Origin of the sequence: Conexibacter stalactiti (assembly GCF_033542075.1) — a bacterium.
GTDB lineage: Bacteria > Actinomycetota > Thermoleophilia > Solirubrobacterales > Solirubrobacteraceae > Conexibacter > Conexibacter stalactiti.
Genome location: NZ_JAWSTH010000026.1, coordinates 1 through 19,369 on the forward strand (window position 1 = coordinate 1; position 19,369 = coordinate 19,369).

The following is a 19,369-nucleotide window of genomic DNA, read 5'->3' on the forward strand; positions in this document are numbered from 1 at the left end:
CGCGACGGCGCAGCTCGGCGGCGGCGCCGGGCTCGACGCGCCCGCCGAGCACCACGACCGGGACGCCCGCCGCCGCGCAGCGGGCGACGACGGCGGCGACCGCCTTGCCCTGCAGCGTCGAGGCGTCGACCGAGCCCTCGGCGGTGAGGCAGAGGTCGCAGCCGGCGAGCAGCGCGTCGAACCGCTTGAGGTCGAGGACCGCGTCGGCGCCGGCGACGGTGCGGGCGCCGAGCGCCTGCAGCGCCGCGCCGAGGCCGCCGGCCGCGCCGGCGCCGGGCATACCCGGGTCGATGCCGAGCGCCCGCGCCCAGCGACCGTGCGCGGCGTCGAGGGCGGCGATCTGCGCGGCGTCCGCACCCTTCTGCGGGCCGAAGCGGCGGGCGGCGCCGTCGGGACCGGTCAGCGGCGCGGCGACGTCGACGAGCAGCTCGATCTCGACCTCCCCCAGGCGCGGGTCGAGGCCGGCGAGGTCGACCGCCTGATCGGCCAGCAGCTCCGCGCCGTCAGCGGCGCAGGCAGCGCCGAGCGCGCGCAGCATCCCAGCTCCGCCGTCCATCGTCGCGGTGCCGCCGACGGCGACGAGCAGCGTCCGCGCGCCACCGTCGAGCGCGGCCGCGATCAGCTCGCCGACGCCGCGCGAGGAGGCGCGCTCGACGTCGCGCTCGTGCGCGGCGAGGTCGTGCAGCGGGACCGCCTCGGCCGCCTCGACGAGGAACGTCCCGGCGTCGTCGAGCCGCGCCAGCCGCGCCTGGCGCGGCCGGCCGAGCGCGTCGTGGACGGCGACCGCGGCGATCGTCGCGCCGTCGCGGAAGGCGTCGAGCGTCCCCTCGCCACCGTCGGCGATCGGCAGCTCGACCGCCTCCGCCCCGGCCGCTCGCGCACCAGCCGCCAGCGCGGCCGCCGCGGCGGCCGCGTCGAGCGCGCCGCGCAGCTTGTCGGGCGCGCACAGCACCCGCGGAACTCCTCGCGGTGGGGTCACGGCGCGGCACCCTAGCGGACCCGGCGCCGGTCGGCGAGTCCGTCGGACGACTCGTCGCGGACCCTTGTCACATGTATAGTCAATGACATTGACAATGCGTCTGCATGACGCGGGGAGGAGACGCGGTGAAGGCGGCTGTCGTGACACATCGCTCCGGCGACGGGGTGGAGATCAGCGCGGAGGTGCGCGGCGCCGGCCCGGCGGTCCTGCTGCTGCACGGCTACCCCGAGTCGCGCGCGATGTGGGACGAGGTCGCGCCGGTGCTCGCCGCCGGACGCACCGTCGTCGCCGCCGACCTGCGCGGCTACGGCGCCTCCGGCAAGCCCTCCCCCGCCCCCGACCACAGCACCTACGCCAAGCGCGCGATGGCCGCGGACCAGCACTCGCTGATGGCGTCGCTCGGCTTCGACCGCTTCGACGTCGTCGGGCACGACCGCGGCGCCCGCGTCGGCCATCGGCTGGCGCTCGACCATCCCGAGGCGGTGCGCTCGCTGACGGTGATGGACGTCGTGCCGACGCTGCACATGTTCGAGCACGTCGACCGCGCGATGGCCGCGACCTACTTCCACTGGTTCTTCCTCGCGCTCGACGGCGAGCTGCCGGCGCGGCTGATCGAGGCCGCGCCCGCCGTCTGGCTGCGCAGCCGCTTCGAGGGCCGCTGCGTCGGCGACGGGCTGCCGATCTCCGAGCAGCGCCTCGCCGGCTACCAGGAGTGGTTCGCGACCGCGGAGGCGATCGCCGCCACCTGCGCCGACTACCGCGCCGCCGCGACGGTCGACCTCGACGCCGACCGCGCCGACCGCGAGCGCGGCCGCCGCATCGAGGCGCCGCTGTTCGCGGTCTGGGGCAGCGAGAGCTACGTCGGCCGCAGCTTCGACGTCCCCGCCGTGTGGGCGCCGTACGCCCGCGCCGTCAGCGGCGCGGCGATCCACTCCGACCACTACATGGCGGAGGAGCGGCCGGCCGAGACGGCCGCCGTGCTGGCGCGCTTCCTCGACGGCGTGGAGACGGCGCCGTGAGCGGGACGCGCGCGGCCGGCGCGGCCGACCTGGCGGCGCGCGAGCGCGCCGCCGCGCGGCTGCGGACGCTGACCGAGGCGGAGACGCCGACCGGCGACCGCGAGCGGCTGGCGGTCGCCTTCGCGGCGCTGCGCGAATGGGTCGAGCCGGCGCTCGGCCGTCCTGGCGAGCTGGTCACCGTCGACGGCGTCGACCACCTGCTGTTCGCCGCCGCGGCCGCGCCGTCGGTGCTGCTGCTCGGCCACGCCGACACCGTCTGGCCGGCCGGCACGCTCGCCGGCTGGCCGTTCGCGATCGACGCCGACGGGATCGCCCGCGGCCCGGGCGTCTTCGACATGAAGGCCGGCCTGGTCGCCGCGGTCGGCGCGCTGGAGACGATCGCCGACCCGGCGCGGGTCGCGCTGCTGGTGACCGGCGACGAGGAGATCGGCTCGCCGACCTCGCGCGCGCTGGTCGAGCGCGTCGCCGGCAGCGCCGAGGCGGTGCTGGTGCTGGAGCCGAGCCAGGATGGCGCGCTCAAGACCGCCCGTTGCGGCGCCAGCATCTACCGGATGGTCTTCACGGGCCGCGCGGCGCACGCGGGGCTCGAACCGGAGCGCGGGATCAGCGCGCTCGCCGAGCTGGCGCACCAGGTCCTCGCGGTCGGCGCGGTCGCCGACCCCTCCGCCGGCACGACCGTCACGCCGACGCTCGCCGCCGCCGGCACGACGATCAACTCCGTCCCGGCCCACGCCGAGCTGAGCTTCGACGTGCGCGCGCGCACGCTCGCCGAGCTGGAGCGGGTCGACCGCTGGTTCGGCGCCGTCGCCGCCGCCGATCCGCGCGTGACGATCGCGGTCGAGGGCGGCGTCAACCGGCCGCCGCTGGAGGCGGAGCAGGCACGGCCGCTGCTGGAGCTGGCGCGCGAGGTCGCGCGGCGCGACGGCCTCGGCGAGCTGGAGGCCGTCGCCGTCGGCGGCGCCTCCGACGGCAACTTCACGGCCGCGCTCGGCGTGCCGACGCTCGACGGGCTCGGCCCGCTCGGCGGCGGCGCGCACGCGCGCAGCGAATGGGTCGCGCTCGACGCCGTCGTCGAGCGCTCCCGGCTGATCGCCGGGATCATCGATGCGATCGCCGCGCGGCGGCGGGAAGAGGAGCGATGACGATGTCGGCAGCCGAGACCACGGCGCACTGGGAGCGCCGCTTCCGCGCGCCCCACCTGCTGACGGCGCGCCCGACGGCGGGCGACCCGTCGACGGCGCTCGTCGTCGTCAACGGGCCGGCGGGCGCCGAGGCGCGCATCCTCGACGGCGCGAGCGAGACGCTGTCGCCGCCGCTGGCGCTTGCGGCCAACTACGACTCGCTGCTGACCAACGACGGCGCCTGGGTGATCCAGCTCGCCGACGACGGCGGCTCCGAGGTCGGCCACCTGCACGCCCACCCGGTCGACGGCGGCGCGCCGGTCGACCTCTCCCCCGGTCGTGAGCCGTACGTCGTGCGCGGCCTGGCGCAGAGCGCCGACGGCTCGCTGCTGGTCGCCTCGATCGTCGACGAGCAGGGCCATCACCTGATCACGATCGAGGCCTCCCCGTGGGGCGCGACGAGCGTGCTCGCGACGACGCAGAACGAGTCGTGGTTCCCGCGCGTCTCGGCCGACGGCGCGCTCGTCAGCGCCGACACCAACGATCACAACCCCGGCGTCCGCCGTCCCGCCGTGACGGTCCGCGACCGCGCCGGCGCCGTCGTCGGCGTCTGCGACGACCTGCCCGCCGGCCCGGTCCGCGCCGTCGGCTTCGCGCGCGTCCCCGGCGACGAGCGGCTGCTGCTGTGCAGCGAGCGCAGCGGCTTCGCGCGGCCGGCGATCTGGGCGCCGCGCAGCGGCGCCCGCGTCGACTTCGACCTGCCCCAGCTGCGCGGGGACGTCGTCCCGCTCGACTGGGACGCCGCGACCGGGACGCTGCTCCTGCTGCACGTCGAGGACGGGATCCAGCGGCTGCTGACGCTCGACGAGAGCAGCGGCGTGGTGACGGTCGTGCGCGCCGGCACCGGCAGCTACGCCGAGCCCGACGTCGCCGCGCAGAACGCCTGGTACAGCACCTCGTGGCTGGCGACCGACGGCACGCCGCGGGTCTTCGAGCAGGACTGGACGGCGCCGCCGCGGCTGCTGGCGCTCGACGCCGGCGGCGCCGCGCGCGAGCTGTGCGCCTCCGACCCGGCGCCGGCCGGGCGGCCGCTGACCTCGACGCTGGTCACCTCCCCCGACGGCACGCCCGTGCAGCTGTGGTGGGCGCTGCCGGAGGGCGAGGTCGCCGGCACCGTGCTGTCGATCCACGGCGGCCCCAACCTCGTCACGGTCGACGGCTGGGATCCGTCGCTGCAGGCGTGGCTCGACGAGGGCTTCGCCGTCGGCGCGCTCAACTACCGCGGCTCGGTGCTGTTCGGCCGCGACATGCGCGAGGGCTTCTGGGGCCGCGCCGGCGACGCCGAGATCGACGACGTCGCGGCCGCGATCGCCTTCCTGCGCGGGCGCGGCGCGGCCGACCCGGCCTCGACCTTCATCACCGGCGCCTCCTACGGCGGCCACATGTCGCTGCTGTCGCTGGGACGGCTGCCGGAGCTGTTCGCGGGCGCCTTCGGCCATGTCGCGATGGCCGACTGGCAGGCGGCGCTCGACGACATGAACCCGGCGATCCGCGTCGCCTGGGTCAACTTCCTCACAAGCCCCTCGCGCGTGGGTGAGACGCGCGAGCTGGATGCCGCGATCGCGCACTTCAGCCCGATCTCGTGGATCGAGCAGGTGCGCGGCTCGGTCTGGCTGTCGCAGGGGGTGCGCGACACGCGCACCCCGCCGGCGCAGGCCCAGCGCTACGTCGACGCGCTGCTGGCGCGTGGCGGCGACGCCGTCGTCGAGTGGTTCGACGGCGGCCACGAGCCGGTCGGGCTCGACGGGCCGCTGCAGTCGCAGCGGCGGATGCTGGAGCTGGCGCGAGCGGCGATCGCCGGCCAGCGCTGGAGCGAGCCGGCCGCCGCCTAGGCTGCTGCCGGCCGGCGCCTCGTCCGAGGCGGCGTTGTCTAGGCGGCCTCGCCCTCGCCGCGCGCGGCGCGCTCTTGCGTCGCGCGCAGCTCGATCCCGTCGAGCAGCATCTCGAAGCCGGTCCAGAAGGCGTGCGGGTCGCCGATCGGCGAGAGGTGGCCGTCGAGCGCGTTGATCGCCGGGTACTGCTCGGGGTCGAGCTGGCGGTACTCGACCTCCCACGCGAGGTTGTCGGCGTGCCGCGTCTCCTCGCTGAGCGTCTGCAGCGAGGCCTCGATGCTCGCCGAGGAGCGGATGTAGTTGCCGAGCGCGCGCAGGCAGATCGCCGCCGAGGCCGGCGTCAGGCCGGCCCGCAGCAGCGCCTGGGCGCCGAACTCGACGTTCGCGAACTCGGTCGGCCGGCGCGTCGTGCGCGCCGCCATCTGCTGCGCGAAGGTCGGGTAGCGCAGGTAGTGGTCGTGGACCGCTCTTGTCATCGAGCGGAGGTCCTCGCGCCAGTCGTCGCTCGGCACGAGCGTCCCGCCGTAGGAGCGCGCGCGGATGTCATCGATCAGGTCCAGCAGCAGCTCGTCCTTGTCGCGGTAGTGACGGTAGACCGAGGTCGGGTGAGCCTCCAGCTCGCGCCCGATCGCCTGGAAGGTGAGGCCTTCCAGGCCGTCACGCACGGCGATCGCGCGCGCCGCCTCGAGGATCACCTCGCGGCTGAGCGTGTCGCGGCCGCGCCGGGCTCTTCTGGTCGCTCTTCTCGACGCATCTCTCGCTTGTGGCACCCGCCCACCATACAGTGGCGGGAGGATGTCCACAGCAGTTGCCCATGAGTAAGTCAACGTCATTGCCTATGTCGTTGACAGTCACTGTGAGGCGGAGTACGATCGCTCTCGTCAAGTGGTGGTGCGGCCTCCCCCGGGGTCAGCACGTTCGTCGTCGTATCCCTGGTGGAAGGTGGCAAATGCCGGACTTTCTCTTGGCCCGCCGTCGCGGGCACACCGCCCTCATCGCGGCGCTGCTGGCCGTAGGCGTCAGCGCCTGCGGCGGCTCCTCCGGAGGCGGAGGCACGGTCAACGGCGCCGGAGGCGGTGACAATGCGAGCAGCACGAGCGACACGAGCGCGAGCAGCGCCGCGCGCGGCGGCACGCTCGTCGTCGGCGCCGAGCAGGAGCCCGACTGCGCCGACTGGATCGCCGTCTGCGCCGGCAACATCTGGGGCAGCTACATGATGCAGACGACCACGCTGCCGACCGCGTTCGACACGCGCGAGGTCGACGGCAGTTGGACGCTGGTGCCCTCCGAGGTGCTGGCCGGCGAGCCCGAGGTCGTCGTCAGAGGCGGCAAGCAGACGATCACATACGAGATCGACCCCAGAGCGGTCTGGTCCGACGGCGAGCCGATCAGCTCGGCCGACTTCGCCTACACCGCGACGCAGATCCGCGACGGCGAGGGGATCTTCGACAAGACCGGCTACGACCAGATCGAGAAGGTCGAGACGCCGGACGAGAAGACCGCGGTCGTGACGATGAGATCGACCTACGGCCCCTGGCGCGCGCTCTTCGGCGGCAGCTACAGCCTCCTCCCCGCGCACCTGCTCAGAGGGAAGGACCGCAACGCCCTGATGAAGGACGGCTACTCCTTCTCCGGCGGCCCGTGGAAGATCGAGAAGTGGCAGAAGGGCAACTCGGTCACGCTCGTCCCCAACGACAGATACTGGGGCGCGAAGCCGAAGCTCGACAAGGTCGTCTTCCAGTTCATCCCCGACACCGCCGCCGCCTTCCAGGCGCTCAAGAGCGGCCAGGTGCAGTCGCTGTACCCCTCGCCGCAGGTCGACGCGATCTCGCAGATCAAGAACGGGATCCCCAACACCAGAGTCGAGGTCGACGCCGCCACCGGCAACCTCGAGGCGCTTTGGATGAACAACGCCAGATTCCCCTTCGACAGCAAGGCGGTGCGCGAGGCGGTCGCCTATGCCGTCGACCGCGAGGCGATCGTCGAGCGCCTCTACGGCCCGCTCGGCGTCGAGGATCCGGCGCAGAGCTTCGTGACGCCGCTCGTCGGCGCCTTCGCCGGCAGCGACTTCAGCAGATTCAGCGCCGACCCGGCCAAGGTCGACGAGATCATGGAGGCCGACGGCTGGGCCAGAGACGGCAGCGGCATCTGGGCCAAGGACGGCAGAGCGGCCGAGTTCTCGATCGTCTCGCTCGCCGGCAACAAGCGTCGCGAGCTGACCGAGCAGATCCTCCAGCAGCAGCTCGGCGAGGCCGGCTTCAAGATGACGATCGCGAACACGACCCCGGCCGAGCTGTTCGGCAAGGTCGCGCCGAGCGGCGACTACCAGCTCGGCCTCTGGACGCTGATCGACCAGTACCCGGAGCCGTCGCTCAGCGCGACCTTCAGCTCGAGGTCGATCCCGACCGAGGCCAACGGCAACTCCGGCATCAACTTCATGCGCGCCAGAATCCCCGGCGTCGACGAGCTGCTGGGGACGGTCGACAGATCGACCGACCAAGCGCAGCGCAGAGCGGCCTCGCTGGAGGCCGACGCGCTGATCGCGGCGGACGTCCCCTCCCTGCCGATCGCGACCGTGCCGAACGTGCTCATGACGAGCGACTCGATCGGCGGCCCGGTCAGCATCAACCCCTCCGAGGGTCCGTGGTGGAACCTCGAGGAATGGACGCGTGGCTAGCCTGCTGCGATTCTCGCTGCGGCGGTTCGCCTGGTCGGTCCCGGTCGTCCTGCTCGCCTCGTTCCTGCTCTTCTGGGCGGTGCGAGCGACCTTCGACCCTGTCGCGAAGCTGCGGCAGGGTCGCGACGCCGGGGCCGTGCAGCGCGAGATCGAGCGGCTCGGCCTCGACCGCTCGGTGCCGGAGCAGTACCTGCTGTGGATGAAGGGCTTCGTGACCGGCGACTGGGGCACGAGCACCCGCACCGGCGGCAGCGTCTCGTCGCTGATCGGCCAGGCGCTGTGGCCGACGGTGCAGCTGATGTTCTGGGGCGTGCTGCTGGCGGCCTTCGTGGCGCTGGCGATCGGCGTCTACACCGCTGTGCGCCAGTACTCGGCCGGTGACTACGTGCTCAGCACGCTCGCCTACGTCGGCATCTCGCTGCCGGCCTTCTGGTTCGGGCTGATGCTGATCCAGGTGCTCGCCGTCTGGCCGGTCCAGTCGCTCGGCTGGTCGGAGCCGCCGTTCTACTTCGTCGGGCTGCACACGCCCGGCCAGAGCGGCTTCAATCTCGACTACCTGCGCCACCTCGCGCTGCCGCTGGCGACGCTGACGGTGACGCTGACCGCGAGCTGGAGCCGCTTCGCCCGCACCGCGATGCTCGACACGCTCTCCAGCGACTACGTGCGCACGGCGAGAGCGAAGGGCGTGCCGCCGCTGGCCGTCGTCATGCGCCACGCGCTGCGCAACGCGCTGGCGCCGTTCGTGACGATCGTCGCGCTCGACACCGGCGTCCTCTTCGGCGGCCTGATCGTGACCGAGCAGATCTACTCGATCCCCGGGATGGGCCGTCTGTTCCTGCAGTCGCTGCAGGCCGGCGACGTCTTCGTGCTCGTCCCGTGGATGTTCGTCGTCGCGCTCGCGGTCGTCTTCTTCAACCTGCTCGCAGACGTCAGCTACGCGCTGCTCGACCCGAAGGTGAAGCTGCGATGAGCGCCCAGCTGGAGACTCCCCCGGTCGCCGCCGAGCGCGCGCGCTCGCAGTGGCGCGTCGTCGCGCGCCGCTTCCGCCGCCACCGGCTCGCGATGGCCGGCACGGTCGTGCTGCTGCTGCTGATCGTCTGCTGCTTCGGCGCCGGCGTGATCGCGCCGTACCCGCAGAACGAGCAGGACCTGCTGGTCGGCGCCGTCGGCCCCGGCACCGACGGCCACCTGCTGGGGACCGACAACCTCGGCCGCGACTTCCTCAGCGAGCTGCTCTACGCGGGGCGGATCTCGCTCTCGATCGGGCTCGCGGTCGCCGTCCTCTCGACCCTGATCGGGACGCTGCTGGGCGCGCTCGCCGGCTACCTCGGCGGCTGGGTCGAGGAGCTGATCATGCGGATCGTCGACCTGTTCCTGATCGTGCCGGCGATCGCGGTGCTGGCGCTGGCGCTGCGCGGCCTCGGCAGCTCGCCGCTGACGATCATCCTCGTGTTGAGCGCGATCGGCTGGACCTCGATCGCGCGCGTCGCGCGCTCGCAGGTCGTCTCGCTGCGCGAGAAGGAGTTCATCGAGGCGTCGAAGCTGCTGGGCGCCAGCACGACGCGGATCATCGTCCGCCACATGCTGCCCAACCTCGCCGGGGTGATCGCCGTGAACGTCTCGCTGGCGGTCGCGGCCGCGATCATCGTCGAGTCGACGCTGAGCTTCCTCGGCTTCGGCGTGCAGCCGCCGCAGAGCAGCTGGGGACAGCTGCTGAGCGACGCCGCCGGCCTGCTCGGCACCGACCAGACCTACCTGCTCATCTTCCCGGGCGTCTTCATCCTCGTCACCGTCCTGTGCGTGAACTTCATCGGCGACGGTCTGCGGGACGCCTTCGACCAGCGCGCCAGGAGACGATGATGGAGCGCACCAACGACAGCGGCGAGGCGCCGATCCTGCGCGTCGGCGACCTGCGCGTCACGTTCGCGACCGACGACGGCCCGGCCGTCGCCGTCGACGGTCTCAGCTTCGACCTGTTCCCCGGCGAGACCGTCGGGATCGTCGGCGAGTCGGGCTCGGGCAAGAGCGCGACGGCGATGGCGCTGCTCGGGCTGCTGCCCGGCACGGCGACCGTCACCGGCTCGATCGCCTTCGGAGAGCAGGAGCTGCTGGGAGCGCCCGAGCGGGAGCTGCGGGCGATCCGCGGCAACCGCATCGCGATGGTCTTCCAGGACGCGCTGGCGGCGCTCAACCCGGCTCACACCGTCGGCCGGCAGCTGACGGAGGCGATCCGCGTGCATGACCGCGCGGTCCCCAAGGCGGAGCTGCGAGCGCGCGCGATCGAGCTGCTGGAGACGGTCGGGATCCCCTCCGCGCGGCAGCGCGCCGACCAGTACCCGCACGAGTTCTCGGGCGGGATGCGGCAGCGCGTGATGATCGCGATGAGCATCGCCAACGACCCTGACGTGATCATCGCCGACGAGCCGACGACGGCGCTCGACGTGACCGTCCAGGCGCAGGTGCTGGAGGTCCTGAGAGCGGTGCAGGAGCGGACGCGCGCGGCGGTGCTGCTGATCACGCACGACCTCGGCGTCGTCGCCGGCCTCGCCGACCGCGTGCTCGTCATGTACGCCGGCGGGAAGGTCGAGGAGGCGGCGGTCGAGCCGTTGTTCGCGCTGCCCTCGCACCCGTACACGCAGGGGCTGCTGCAGTCGCTGCCGCGGCTCGACGACGACGGCGACGACGGGCGTCTGCGCTACATCCCCGGCCGCCCGCCGAACCCGACCGCGCTGCCGGCCGGCTGCCGCTTCCTGCCGCGCTGCCCGCACGCGCTCGCCGGCCTCTGCGACAGCGACCCGCTGCCGCTGGCGACCGTCGGCGCCGGCCACGTCGCCGCCTGCGCCCGCATCGATGCCGCCAGAGAGGGATGGTCGTGACCGCAGCGCTCGAAGTGCACGAGCTGGTGAAGGCGTACGAGACCGGCGGGAACGGCCTGCGGCGGCGCGGCACGCCGGTGCAGGCGGTCTCCGGCGTCAGCTTCGCGGTCGCGCGCGGCGAGACCTTCGGGATCGTCGGCGAGTCGGGCTGCGGCAAGAGCACGCTGGCGCGCTCGATCGTCCAGCTGCACCCGCTCGACGGCGGCGCCGTGCGGCTCGGCGAGGAGGAGATCTCGGCGCGCGCCCGCGGGCGCCGGCTCGCCGTGCGGCGCAAGATCCAGATGGTCTTCCAGGACCCGTACGCGTCGCTGGATCCGCGCATGTCGGTCAACGCGATCCTGACCGAGCCGCTCGCGATCCACGGCCTGCACCGCGGCGGACGCGACGCGCGCGTGCGCGAGCTGCTCGACCTCGTCGGCCTCAACCCGGCCCACGCCAACCGCTACCCGCACGAGTTCTCCGGCGGCCAGCGGCAGCGGATCGGGATCGCGCGGGCGCTCGCCGTCGAGCCCGAGGTGATCGTGCTCGACGAGCCGGTCAGCGCGCTCGACGTCAGCGTCCAGGCCGGCGTCGTCAACACGCTCGCCGACCTCCAGCGCGACCTCGGCCTGACGTACGTCTTCATCGCGCACGACCTCTCCGTCGTGCGCCACGTCAGCGACCGCGTCGCGGTCATGTACCTCGGCAGATTCGTCGAGACGGGGACGGTCGCGCAGCTGTTCGCGGCGCCGCTGCACCCCTACACGCAGGCGCTGCTGTCGGCGGTGCCGGTCGCGAACCCCGTGATCGAGCGCAGACGCAGACGGATCGTGCTCGAAGGCTCGGTGCCGAGCCCGGCCGATCCGCCCAGCGGCTGCCGCTTCCGCACCCGCTGCTGGAAGGCGACCGAGCTGTGCGCGCAGGTCGCGCCGCCGCTGGAGGGCGAGGGCGGCCACGCCGTCGCCTGCCATTTCCCCGAACCACGCGCGGCCGCGTAGGCCGCAGGAAGAGAGCAACGTGCCCGACGCGAACACGATCGCGGTGATCCCCGGCGACGGCATCGGCAAGGAGGTCGTGCCGGAGGGCGTGCGCGTCCTCGACGCGGCCGCCGGCGCCTTCGGCTTCGAGCTGGCCTACCGCGAGTTCGACTTCGCCAGCGCCGACTACTGGACGCGCACGGGCACGATGCTGCCCGGCGACTGGTTCGAAACGCTGCGCGGCTTCGACGCGATCTTCTTCGGCGCCGTCGGCTGGCCGCAGGTCGTGCCCGACCACGTCTCGCTGTGGGGCAGCCTGCTGCAGTTCCGGCGCGGCTTCGACCAGTACGTCAACCTGCGGCCGACGCGGCTGATGCCCGGCGTCGCCAGCCCGCTCGCCGGACGCTCCCCGGGCGAGGTCGACTTCTGGGTCGTGCGCGAGAACACCGAGGGCGAGTACTCCAGCATCGGCGGGCGGATCTTCGAGGGCACTGAGCGCGAGACGGTGATGCAGGAGACGGTGATGACGCGCGTCGGCGTCGACCGCGTGCTGCGCTTCGCCTTCGAGCTGGCGGCCAGACGGCCGCGGCGGAAGCTCACCTCGGCGACGAAGAGCAACGGCATCTCGGTGACGATGCCGTACTGGGACGAGCGCGTCGCGGCGATGGCCCAGCAGTATCCGCAGGTCGACGTCGACCAGTTCCACATCGACATCCTGACCGCCAACTTCGTCCTGCACCCGGACTGGTTCGACGTCGTCGTCGCCTCCAACCTCTTCGGCGACATCCTCTCCGACCTCGGGCCGGCCTGCGCGGGCACGATCGGGATCGCGCCGAGCGCCAACATCAACCCCGAGCGGCGGTTCCCGAGCCTGTTCGAGCCGGTCCACGGCTCGGCGCCCGACATCGCCGGCAGGGGGATCGCGAACCCGATCGGCCAGATCTGGTGCGCGGCGATGATGCTCGACCACCTCGGCCACGACGCCGCCGGCGCCGCGGTGCTGGCCGCGATCGAGCAGGTGCTCGCCCGCGGTCCCGAGCAGGCGCCGCTGACGCCCGACCTCGGCGGCAGCGGCACGACCGCCGAGCTGGGCGCCGAGATCGCGGAGGCGGTCGCCGGAGCGGGTGCGGCGGCTGGGTGAGTGCGGCGGCTCGATGAGCGCGGCGTGCGCTGGGCGGATGGCCGGCTGATCTCTTTGCGGTCGTTGCTCCGGCGTCACTCCTCGTCGGTGGCCGCGAACTCGCTCGGCGAGACGTGCTGGATCTGCTCGGGCGGGACACGGTCGAGCGCGGTGCCGCGGAAGAGGTCCAGGTAAGCGTCGACGTAGCGCGGCCAGGTCGTGCGCGAGTAGGCGGCGACCTCCCACATCAGCGGCGGGTCGAGCAGTCGCACGGCCGGTTCGAGATCCCGCGGCACCGTGTGGCGCGGCACGAGGCTGGGGCCGAGTCCCGACGCGGCGAGCCGGGCGGCGGTCTCGATCTGCCCGGTCTCCGCCGCCGGGCGCGGCATGTAGCCGACCGCCGCGCAGGCGGCGTCGGTGACGGAGCGCAGCCCGTGGTTGCGCTCGTACAGGACCCAGCTGCGCTCCGACAGCGAGGCCAGCTCGATCGGATCGAACGCCGCGCCGGGATCGTCGACGGGGACGATCGCGACGAGCTCGTCCCAGCCGAGCGATCGCACCGGGCCCGACCAGGTGACCGGCATCGGGCCTATCCCGAGCCGGCCGCTGCTGGCGAGCGCGGCCCGCTCGGTCTGCGGGGAGCTGGAGTACTCGTGCAGCCGGATCAGGAACTCCGGGTGCTTGCGGTACCAGCGCTCGATCGTCTGCGGCACGACCGTCATCGCGAGCGAGCGGACGGTGACGATGTCGATCGTGCGGGGGGTGCGGCCGAGCTCCTGCAGCGCGGCGTCGCGCGCACGGTCGCTCGCGTCGACCGCCGCGCGCGCCTCCGGTAGGAAGGCGGCGCCGGCGGCGGTCAGCCGGATCCCGCGGGCGTGACGCTCGACCAGTTCGCCGCCCAGCTCGGCCTCCAGCGCGCGGATCTGCTGGGACAGCGACGGCTGCGCGACGTGGGTGACGGCGGCGGCGCGCGTGAACGATCCGGTGTCCGCGAGCGCGACGAAGTACCGCAGTTGCCCGAGCTTCATGCGGGCGCAGCCTACTGCCGCGAAACGTCCGTGCAAAGGCGTATTTCCAGGAGATCAAAGCCCATAGGAGACGCCTATGGGTCGGTAGGAGATCGGTCTTTGAGTTGGGCATGGGGGCGGGCCTAATGTGGCCGCCATGCCAGGAGAGACCGTGCAGCGAACGTACGAGCGAGCGGGCTTCGGAGCCCGCTCCGAGCGGGGCTCGCGACCCGCCGTCGTGGTCGTCGACCTCAGCCGCGGATTCACCGAGCCGGCGTTCGCGACCGGCGCCGACCTGACCGCTGAGGTCACTGCGACGGTGCGCCTGGTCGACGCCGCGCACGCCGTCCGCGCGCCGGTCGTCTTCACCGTGATCGCCTACGACAAGGCCGACGCCGGCGGCGCCTGCGCCTGGCTGCGCAAGGCGCCCGGGCTGGCCTCGCTGCGCGAAGGCAGCGAGGCGGTCGCGCTCGACCCGCGGCTCCCGCGGCGCCCGGCCGATCCGCTGATCGTGAAGAAGGGCGCCTCGGCCTTCTTCGGCACCGGCCTCGCGAGCGTGCTCGTCGCCCAGGGCGTCGACACGCTGCTCGTCTGCGGCGCGACCACGAGCGGCTGCGTCCGCGCGAGCGTCGTCGACGCCGTCCAGCACGGCTTCAACGTGCTGGTCCCGCGCGAGTGCGTCGGCGACCGCGCGAGCGGGCCGCACGACGCGAACCTGTTCGACATCGACGCGAAGTACGGCGACGTCGTCGCGCTCGACGACGCGCTCTCCTACCTCGCTGACGCGGGAGCGGCGGCGCATGTCCGCTGAGACGCGCCGCTTCGACGACGGCCATCTCGCCGAGCTGCGCTCGCTCGGCGCCGCGAGCGCCTGGGTCGAAGGCACGGTCCGCCTGCACGCGCTCGACTACGGCGGCGACCGTCCCCCGCTGGTCGTGCTGCCCGGCATCACCAGCCCCGCTGTGACGTGGGACTTCGTCGTCGCCGAGCTGCGCGACGTGGTGCGCCCGGTCGTGCTCGACCTGCGCGGCCGCGGGCTCTCCGACGCGGCCGCCTCCTACGCGCTCGACGACTACGCCGGCGACGTGGAGGCGACCGTCCACGCGCTCGGCCTCGACCGCCCGCTGCTGCTCGGCCACTCGCTCGGCGCGCGCATCGCCGCCGCGGTCGCGGTGCGCGGCAACGTCGCGCTCGCCGGCACGATCGCGATCGACCCGCCGCTGAGCGGGCCGGGCCGCGGCGGCTACCCGACGCCGCGCGCCGCCTTCGTGCAGCAGCTGGCCGAGGGGCGCGCCGGCACGACCGCCGACGCGGTCGCCCGCCACTACCCGGCCTGGCCGCGCGCCGAGCTGGCGCTGCGCGCCCGCTGGCTGCGCACCTGCGACGAGGCCGCCGTGCTGGAGAGCCACGCGCGCTTCGCCGAGGAGGACTTCTTCGCCATCTGGCCGGACGTGCCCGCCCCCGCGGCGGTGATCCGCGGCGCCGACAGCCCCGTCGTCACGCCCGCGGACGCAAGTGACCTCACCGCCGCCAACCCGGCCGCGCCGGTGGTCGCCGTCGCCGGCGCCGGCCACATGGTGCCGTGGGACCGCCGCGACGAGTTCATCGCAGCGCTGCGAACGCTGCTCGCCGAGACCTTCGACATCCCGCCCGCCACGCTCGCTGCGGGCTGACACGAGAGAGAGCAGGCATGCCAGTACCGACGTTCACCGACCTCTGCCGCGAGGAGCTGGCGCTGTGCGGGATCGGCGAGGGCGACACGATCGCCGTCCTCTCGCAGGGCGCCAACCGGACCGCGTACGTCGACGCCTTCCTCGCCGCCGCCGAGCAGCTCGGCGCGGTCGGCTTCAACGTGCGACTGCCCCATGTCGACTCCAGCCTCGACGGCGAGGTCGGCGCCTGGCAGGTCGGCGCGACGCCGCTGGCCGGCAACCGGCCGGCGATCGAGGCGCTGAAGCGGGTCGACCTCGTCGTCGACACGATCTTCCTGCTGTTCAGCCGGGAGCAGAAGGAGATCCAGGAGGCCGGCGTCAAGGTGCTGCTCTGCATCGAGCCGATCGAGCACCTGCGCCAGATGGCGCCGACCAGACGGCTGCGGGAGCGGGTCGAGGCCGGCGCCGAGCTGCTCGGCGCCGCGCGCGAGCTGCGCTTCACCAACCGCCACGGCAGCGACGTGACCTACAGGCTCGGCACATACCCGGTGATCACGCAGTACGGCTACACCGACACGCCGGGGCGCTGGGACCACTGGCCGTCGGGCTTCCTCTTCACCGGCGGCGCCGACGACGGCGTCGACGGCACGGTCGTGATCGCGCCGGGCGACATCGTCTTCCCGTTCAAGAGCTACGTGCAGACGCCGATCGAGCTGACGATCGAGGCCGGCAGGATCGTGCGGATCGACGGCGCGCTCGACGCCGACCTCCTGCGCGCCTACATGGAGGGCTTCGACGACCCGAACGCGTACGGCATCTCGCACATCGGCTGGGGGATGCTGGAGACGGCGCGCTGGGAGACGCTCGCGGCCGACCGCCGCGGGATGGGCATGCACGGCCGCTCCTTCTACGGCAACGTGCTGTTCTCGACCGGCCCCAACGGCGAGCTGGGCGGGCCCAACGAGACGCTCTGCCACGTCGACGTGCCGATGCGCAACTGCTCGCTCTTCCTCGACGGGCGGCCGATCGTCGTCGACGGCGACATCGTCGTCGACGAGCTGAAGGTCACGGCATGAGCGCGACCGCTCCGCAGCGGGTCGGCCTGATCGTCCCCAGCTCGAACGTCACGATCGAGACCGAGGTACCGCGGATGCTCGCCGGCGCGGTCGCGGGCGGGCGGCTGACCTTCCACTCCAGCCGCGCCGTGCTGCACAGAGTCGATCCCGAGTCGCTCGACCGCATGGTCACCGCCAGCGACCGCTGCGCCGCCGAGCTGGCGGACGCGCGCGTCGACGCGCTCGTCTACGCCTGCCTCGTCGCGGTGATGGCGCGCGGCCACGGGGCGCACGAGCAGATCGAGGCCCGCCTCGCCGGCATCGCCCGCGACAACGGCTGCGACGCCCCGATCGTCAGCAGCGCCGGCGCGCTCGTGCGGACGCTGGAGCGGCTGGGCGCGAAGCGGGCGGCGATCATCACCCCGTACGCGCCCGCGCTGACCGAGCAGGTGGCGGCCTACATCGAGAGCCACGGCTGCGAGGTCGCGAGCACCGTCAGCCTCGCCGTGACCGACAACGTCGCAGTCGGCCGGCTCGACCCGATGCGACTGCCCGAGCACGCCGAGCGGCTCGCGCTCGACGGGGTCGACGTCGTCGTCGCCTCGGCCTGCGTGCAGATGCCGTCGCTCGCCGCGCTCGGCGCGCTGGAGCAGCAGCTCGGCCTGCCGGTGATCTCGGCCGCCTCCGCGACGGCCGCCGAGCTGGCGGCCGCGCTCGGCCTCGGCGCCGACCTCGACGCGCCCGGCGCGGCGCTCGGCGGGACCGTCGCATGAGCGGCGGGTCGTCGTTTCAGAACCAGACGATCCGGACCGAGGAGCCGGGCGTGCGCGCCGCCTACCGCGGCCCGGTCGTCGACTGCCAGTGGCACTGGTACCCGCGCGCGGTCTGCGAGGCGCTGCTCGGCCGCCGCGCCTACCCGCTCTGGCGCCGCCACGAGGACGGCTACGTGTTCGAGCCGAGCGAGGGCGTCGTGTGGCACTACAACCGCGACTTCGTCGACCTCGATCGGCAGTTCGAGATCATGGACGAGAACGGCATCGACGCCGCCGTCGTGAGCCCGGTGATCGCCGCGGACGTGGCCGCGCTCGACGTCGCCGACGCACGCGAGGTCTGCCTCCTCTACAACGAGGAGCTGGCGCGCGCGCAGCGGACCCACCCGTCCCGCTTCCACGGCCTCGCGGTCGTGCCGACGCAGGACGCCGACGCCGCCGTCGACGTGCTCGACGACGCCGTCGAGCGGCTTGGCCTGAGCGGACTGCTGCTGCACTCCAACGTCGCCGGCGGCTCGATCGCCGACCCGGAGCTGTGGCCGCTGTACGCGCGCGTCGAGGAGCTGGGCGTGCCGGTCTTCCTGCACCCGACACACGCACAGCCGGTCGCGCGGATCGCCGACTACGCGATGGAGCACCCGCTCTCGTACATGTTCGACACGACCGTCGCGGCGCTCTCGCTGATCGTCGGCGGCGTGCTCGACCGCTTCCCCGAGATCCGCTTCGTCCACCCGCACCTGGGCGGCACGCTGCCCTACCTCGTCGACCGCGTCGACGTCTACCGCAGCCTCGGGCGCTGGCAGATGGAGCGCCCGATCCGCGAGTACCTCCACCGTTTCTACACCGACACCGTCTCGGAGTCGCCCGGCGGGCTGCGCCTGGCGATCGAGCTGTACGGCGTCAACCAACTCCTCTTCGCGACCGACTACCCGTACTTCCCGCCCGCTGGCGGCGTGAAGTTCGTCGAGTCGAACCTCGCGCCGGCGGACGCCGCTCAGGTGTTCGCCGGAAACGCCTGCCGACTTCTCGGCCTGGTCTCACCCCCCGGACTGGCGAACCTCGCCAGTGCCAGCGAGTCATGAAGCGCGGTGGTCCTGTTCTCCAACACGACGGAGGGACGATGAGAAGCGATAGTCACAGCGCGGGCCGGTTCGTCCGCCGCATCACCGGGTCACGCGGTCCTCGCGCGTCCGTCCTCGCCGCTGTCGCCTGCTCGCTGACGCTTGCCGGCGCCGGCTGCGGGGCGTCGGACGGCGCGGACGAGCAGACGAGCACGGGCTCGGGCGCCACGGCGACGGCTGCCGAGGACGTCTCCTCCCGCACCCTGAAGATCCCCGAGACGATCGGGGGCGCCTCGGCGATCCTGATGGCCGTCGCACGCGAAGAGGGCTTCTTCGAAAGAGAGGGCCTCGACGTCGAGATGATCAAGGTCGGCGACAAGGATGACGGCATGCTGTTCCTGGCCGGCCGGATCGACATGTCGTTCGGCGCGCCGATCGACGTCGCCCTGTCGCGCGCCGAGGGCGTCGACATCACGGTCGTCAGCCCGCTGTTCAACCAGATGACGTCGATCTACGCGCGCGCCGGCGAGGACGCGACGATCGCGAGCCTCAGAGGCACCAAGCACGGCCAGATCGGCGCCGGCTCGACGACCTCGCGCCAGCTCCAGGTGCTGATGAAGGAGGACCCGGGCGTCGACTACCTGACCCACTTCGAGCAGGTCTACTCCGACCCGCAGGTGCTGCCGACGCTGCTCGACCGCGAGCAGGTCGACTCGATCGCGCTGTTCCCGACGCTCGACGTGCCGCTGCTCGCCAAGCCCGACGAGTACTCGGTCGTCTACGGGCCGATGACGAAGATCTGGGAGGAGACCGCCGGGCAGCCGCTGATGCTGAGCGGGGTCACGGTGCGCGACGAGATGCTGGAGAAGGAGCCGGCGACGGCCGCCGCGCTCGTGCAGGTGTTCAAGAGCGCCAACGAGTTCATCGCGGCGAACGCCGAGGAGGTCGTCGCCAGATACGGCCCCGACCTCGGGCTCAGAACCGCGGCCGACCAGGCCGAGCTGGTGAAGCTGATCGCCGACGGGCCGCTCTACGACTCCGACATGGGTCCCGAGCGCGTCAGAAGCGAGCTGAGATTCCTCGAGGACGCGGTCGCCACGGGCGTGCTGGAGGAGCTGCCCGACGGCGTCCTCTACTGCGCCGAGCAGCCGGACAGCCCGGCCTGCCAGATCGTCGGAGGGTGA

At 73.1% G+C, this 19,369-nt stretch carries 18 protein-coding genes; 15 read left to right on the plus strand and 3 right to left on the minus strand.

Translation table 11 applies throughout. The features are described from left to right. Window positions 1-979, minus strand: a 979-nt coding sequence (locus R7226_RS11740; protein WP_318597347.1) for a glycerate kinase, incomplete at its 3' end; no start/stop codon positions are given. Between the two features lie 104 nt (window positions 980-1,083). Between R7226_RS11740 and R7226_RS11745 the strand changes: the two genes are divergently transcribed. The 3 genes from R7226_RS11745 to R7226_RS11755 are packed head-to-tail and all read left to right on the plus strand — an operon-like array spanning window position 1,084 to window position 5,011. Beyond that, window positions 1,084-1,998: an alpha/beta fold hydrolase gene (locus R7226_RS11745; protein WP_318597348.1), complete on the plus strand. Its 915-nt coding sequence runs from the start codon at window positions 1,084-1,086 to the stop codon at window positions 1,996-1,998. Further along, window positions 1,995-3,140 carry a M20/M25/M40 family metallo-hydrolase gene (locus tag R7226_RS11750; RefSeq protein ID WP_318597349.1) on the plus strand — a complete coding sequence of 382 codons (1,146 nt, stop codon included), beginning with the start codon at window positions 1,995-1,997 and terminating at the stop codon, window positions 3,138-3,140. Before R7226_RS11745 ends, R7226_RS11750 begins: the two co-directional genes overlap by 4 nt. Before the next feature lie 2 nt (window positions 3,141-3,142). After that, window positions 3,143-5,011 carry an alpha/beta hydrolase family protein gene (locus R7226_RS11755; RefSeq protein WP_318597350.1) on the plus strand — a complete coding sequence of 623 codons (1,869 nt, stop codon included), beginning with the start codon at window positions 3,143-3,145 and terminating at the stop codon, window positions 5,009-5,011. A 38-nt stretch (window positions 5,012-5,049) separates the two neighbouring features. On the opposite strand, the gene R7226_RS11760 is transcribed toward R7226_RS11755, so the two are convergent. Next, window positions 5,050-5,781, minus strand: coding sequence for a TetR/AcrR family transcriptional regulator (locus R7226_RS11760; protein ID WP_318597351.1), 732 nt, complete (start codon window positions 5,779-5,781; stop codon window positions 5,050-5,052). A gap of 179 nt (window positions 5,782-5,960) precedes the next feature. On the opposite strand from R7226_RS11760, the gene R7226_RS11765 reads away from it, so the two are divergent. From R7226_RS11765 to R7226_RS11790, 6 genes are read left to right on the plus strand one after another with little or no spacing between them, the layout of a single operon-like run. After that, window positions 5,961-7,688, plus strand: a complete 1,728-nt coding sequence (locus R7226_RS11765; RefSeq protein ID WP_318597352.1) for an ABC transporter substrate-binding protein — start codon at window positions 5,961-5,963, stop codon at window positions 7,686-7,688. Continuing rightward, the gene (locus R7226_RS11770; RefSeq protein ID WP_318597353.1) at window positions 7,681-8,658 is read left to right on the plus strand and encodes an ABC transporter permease; all 978 of its coding nucleotides are present in this window, start codon (window positions 7,681-7,683) and stop codon (window positions 8,656-8,658) included. The genes R7226_RS11765 and R7226_RS11770 overlap by 8 nt, the downstream gene beginning before the upstream one ends. Then, window positions 8,655-9,548: an ABC transporter permease gene (locus R7226_RS11775; RefSeq protein WP_318597354.1), complete on the plus strand. Its 894-nt coding sequence runs from the start codon at window positions 8,655-8,657 to the stop codon at window positions 9,546-9,548. Before R7226_RS11770 ends, R7226_RS11775 begins: the two co-directional genes overlap by 4 nt. Beyond that, the gene (locus R7226_RS11780) at window positions 9,548-10,564 is read left to right on the plus strand and encodes an ABC transporter ATP-binding protein (protein WP_318597355.1); all 1,017 of its coding nucleotides are present in this window, start codon (window positions 9,548-9,550) and stop codon (window positions 10,562-10,564) included. Before R7226_RS11775 ends, R7226_RS11780 begins: the two co-directional genes overlap by 1 nt. Continuing rightward, window positions 10,555-11,541 (plus strand): ABC transporter ATP-binding protein, encoded by a 987-nt coding sequence (locus tag R7226_RS11785; protein WP_404827818.1) that lies wholly within the window; start codon window positions 10,555-10,557, stop codon window positions 11,539-11,541. The genes R7226_RS11780 and R7226_RS11785 overlap by 10 nt, the downstream gene beginning before the upstream one ends. A 19-nt stretch (window positions 11,542-11,560) precedes the next feature. Continuing rightward, window positions 11,561-12,661, plus strand: coding sequence for a tartrate dehydrogenase (locus tag R7226_RS11790; RefSeq protein WP_318597357.1), 1,101 nt, complete (start codon window positions 11,561-11,563; stop codon window positions 12,659-12,661). Window positions 12,662-12,735: 74 nt separating this feature from the next. On the opposite strand, the gene R7226_RS11795 is transcribed toward R7226_RS11790, so the two are convergent. Next, a complete protein-coding gene (locus R7226_RS11795) occupies window positions 12,736-13,668 on the minus strand; it encodes a LysR family transcriptional regulator (protein ID WP_318597358.1) in 933 nt (310 codons plus the stop codon). A 136-nt stretch (window positions 13,669-13,804) separates the two neighbouring features. Between R7226_RS11795 and R7226_RS11800 the strand changes: the two genes are divergently transcribed. From R7226_RS11800 to R7226_RS11825, 6 genes are read left to right on the plus strand one after another with little or no spacing between them, the layout of a single operon-like run. After that, window positions 13,805-14,458, plus strand: coding sequence for an isochorismatase family protein (locus R7226_RS11800; RefSeq protein WP_318597359.1), 654 nt, complete (start codon window positions 13,805-13,807; stop codon window positions 14,456-14,458). Then, entirely contained in the window at window positions 14,448-15,320 is an 873-nt protein-coding gene (locus tag R7226_RS11805) for an alpha/beta fold hydrolase (protein WP_318597360.1), read from the plus strand. The genes R7226_RS11800 and R7226_RS11805 overlap by 11 nt, the downstream gene beginning before the upstream one ends. Window positions 15,321-15,337: 17 nt before the next feature. Then, window positions 15,338-16,375 (plus strand): M29 family metallopeptidase, encoded by a 1,038-nt coding sequence (locus R7226_RS11810; protein WP_318597361.1) that lies wholly within the window; start codon window positions 15,338-15,340, stop codon window positions 16,373-16,375. After that, window positions 16,372-17,127: a maleate cis-trans isomerase family protein gene (locus R7226_RS11815; RefSeq protein ID WP_318597362.1), complete on the plus strand. Its 756-nt coding sequence runs from the start codon at window positions 16,372-16,374 to the stop codon at window positions 17,125-17,127. Before R7226_RS11810 ends, R7226_RS11815 begins: the two co-directional genes overlap by 4 nt. Then, on the plus strand, window positions 17,124-18,206 hold the full coding sequence (locus R7226_RS11820; protein ID WP_318597363.1) for an amidohydrolase family protein: 1,083 nt from the start codon (window positions 17,124-17,126) through the stop codon (window positions 18,204-18,206). The genes R7226_RS11815 and R7226_RS11820 overlap by 4 nt, the downstream gene beginning before the upstream one ends. 38 nt (window positions 18,207-18,244) lie before the next feature. Next, window positions 18,245-19,369, plus strand: a complete 1,125-nt coding sequence (locus tag R7226_RS11825; RefSeq protein WP_318597364.1) for an ABC transporter substrate-binding protein — start codon at window positions 18,245-18,247, stop codon at window positions 19,367-19,369.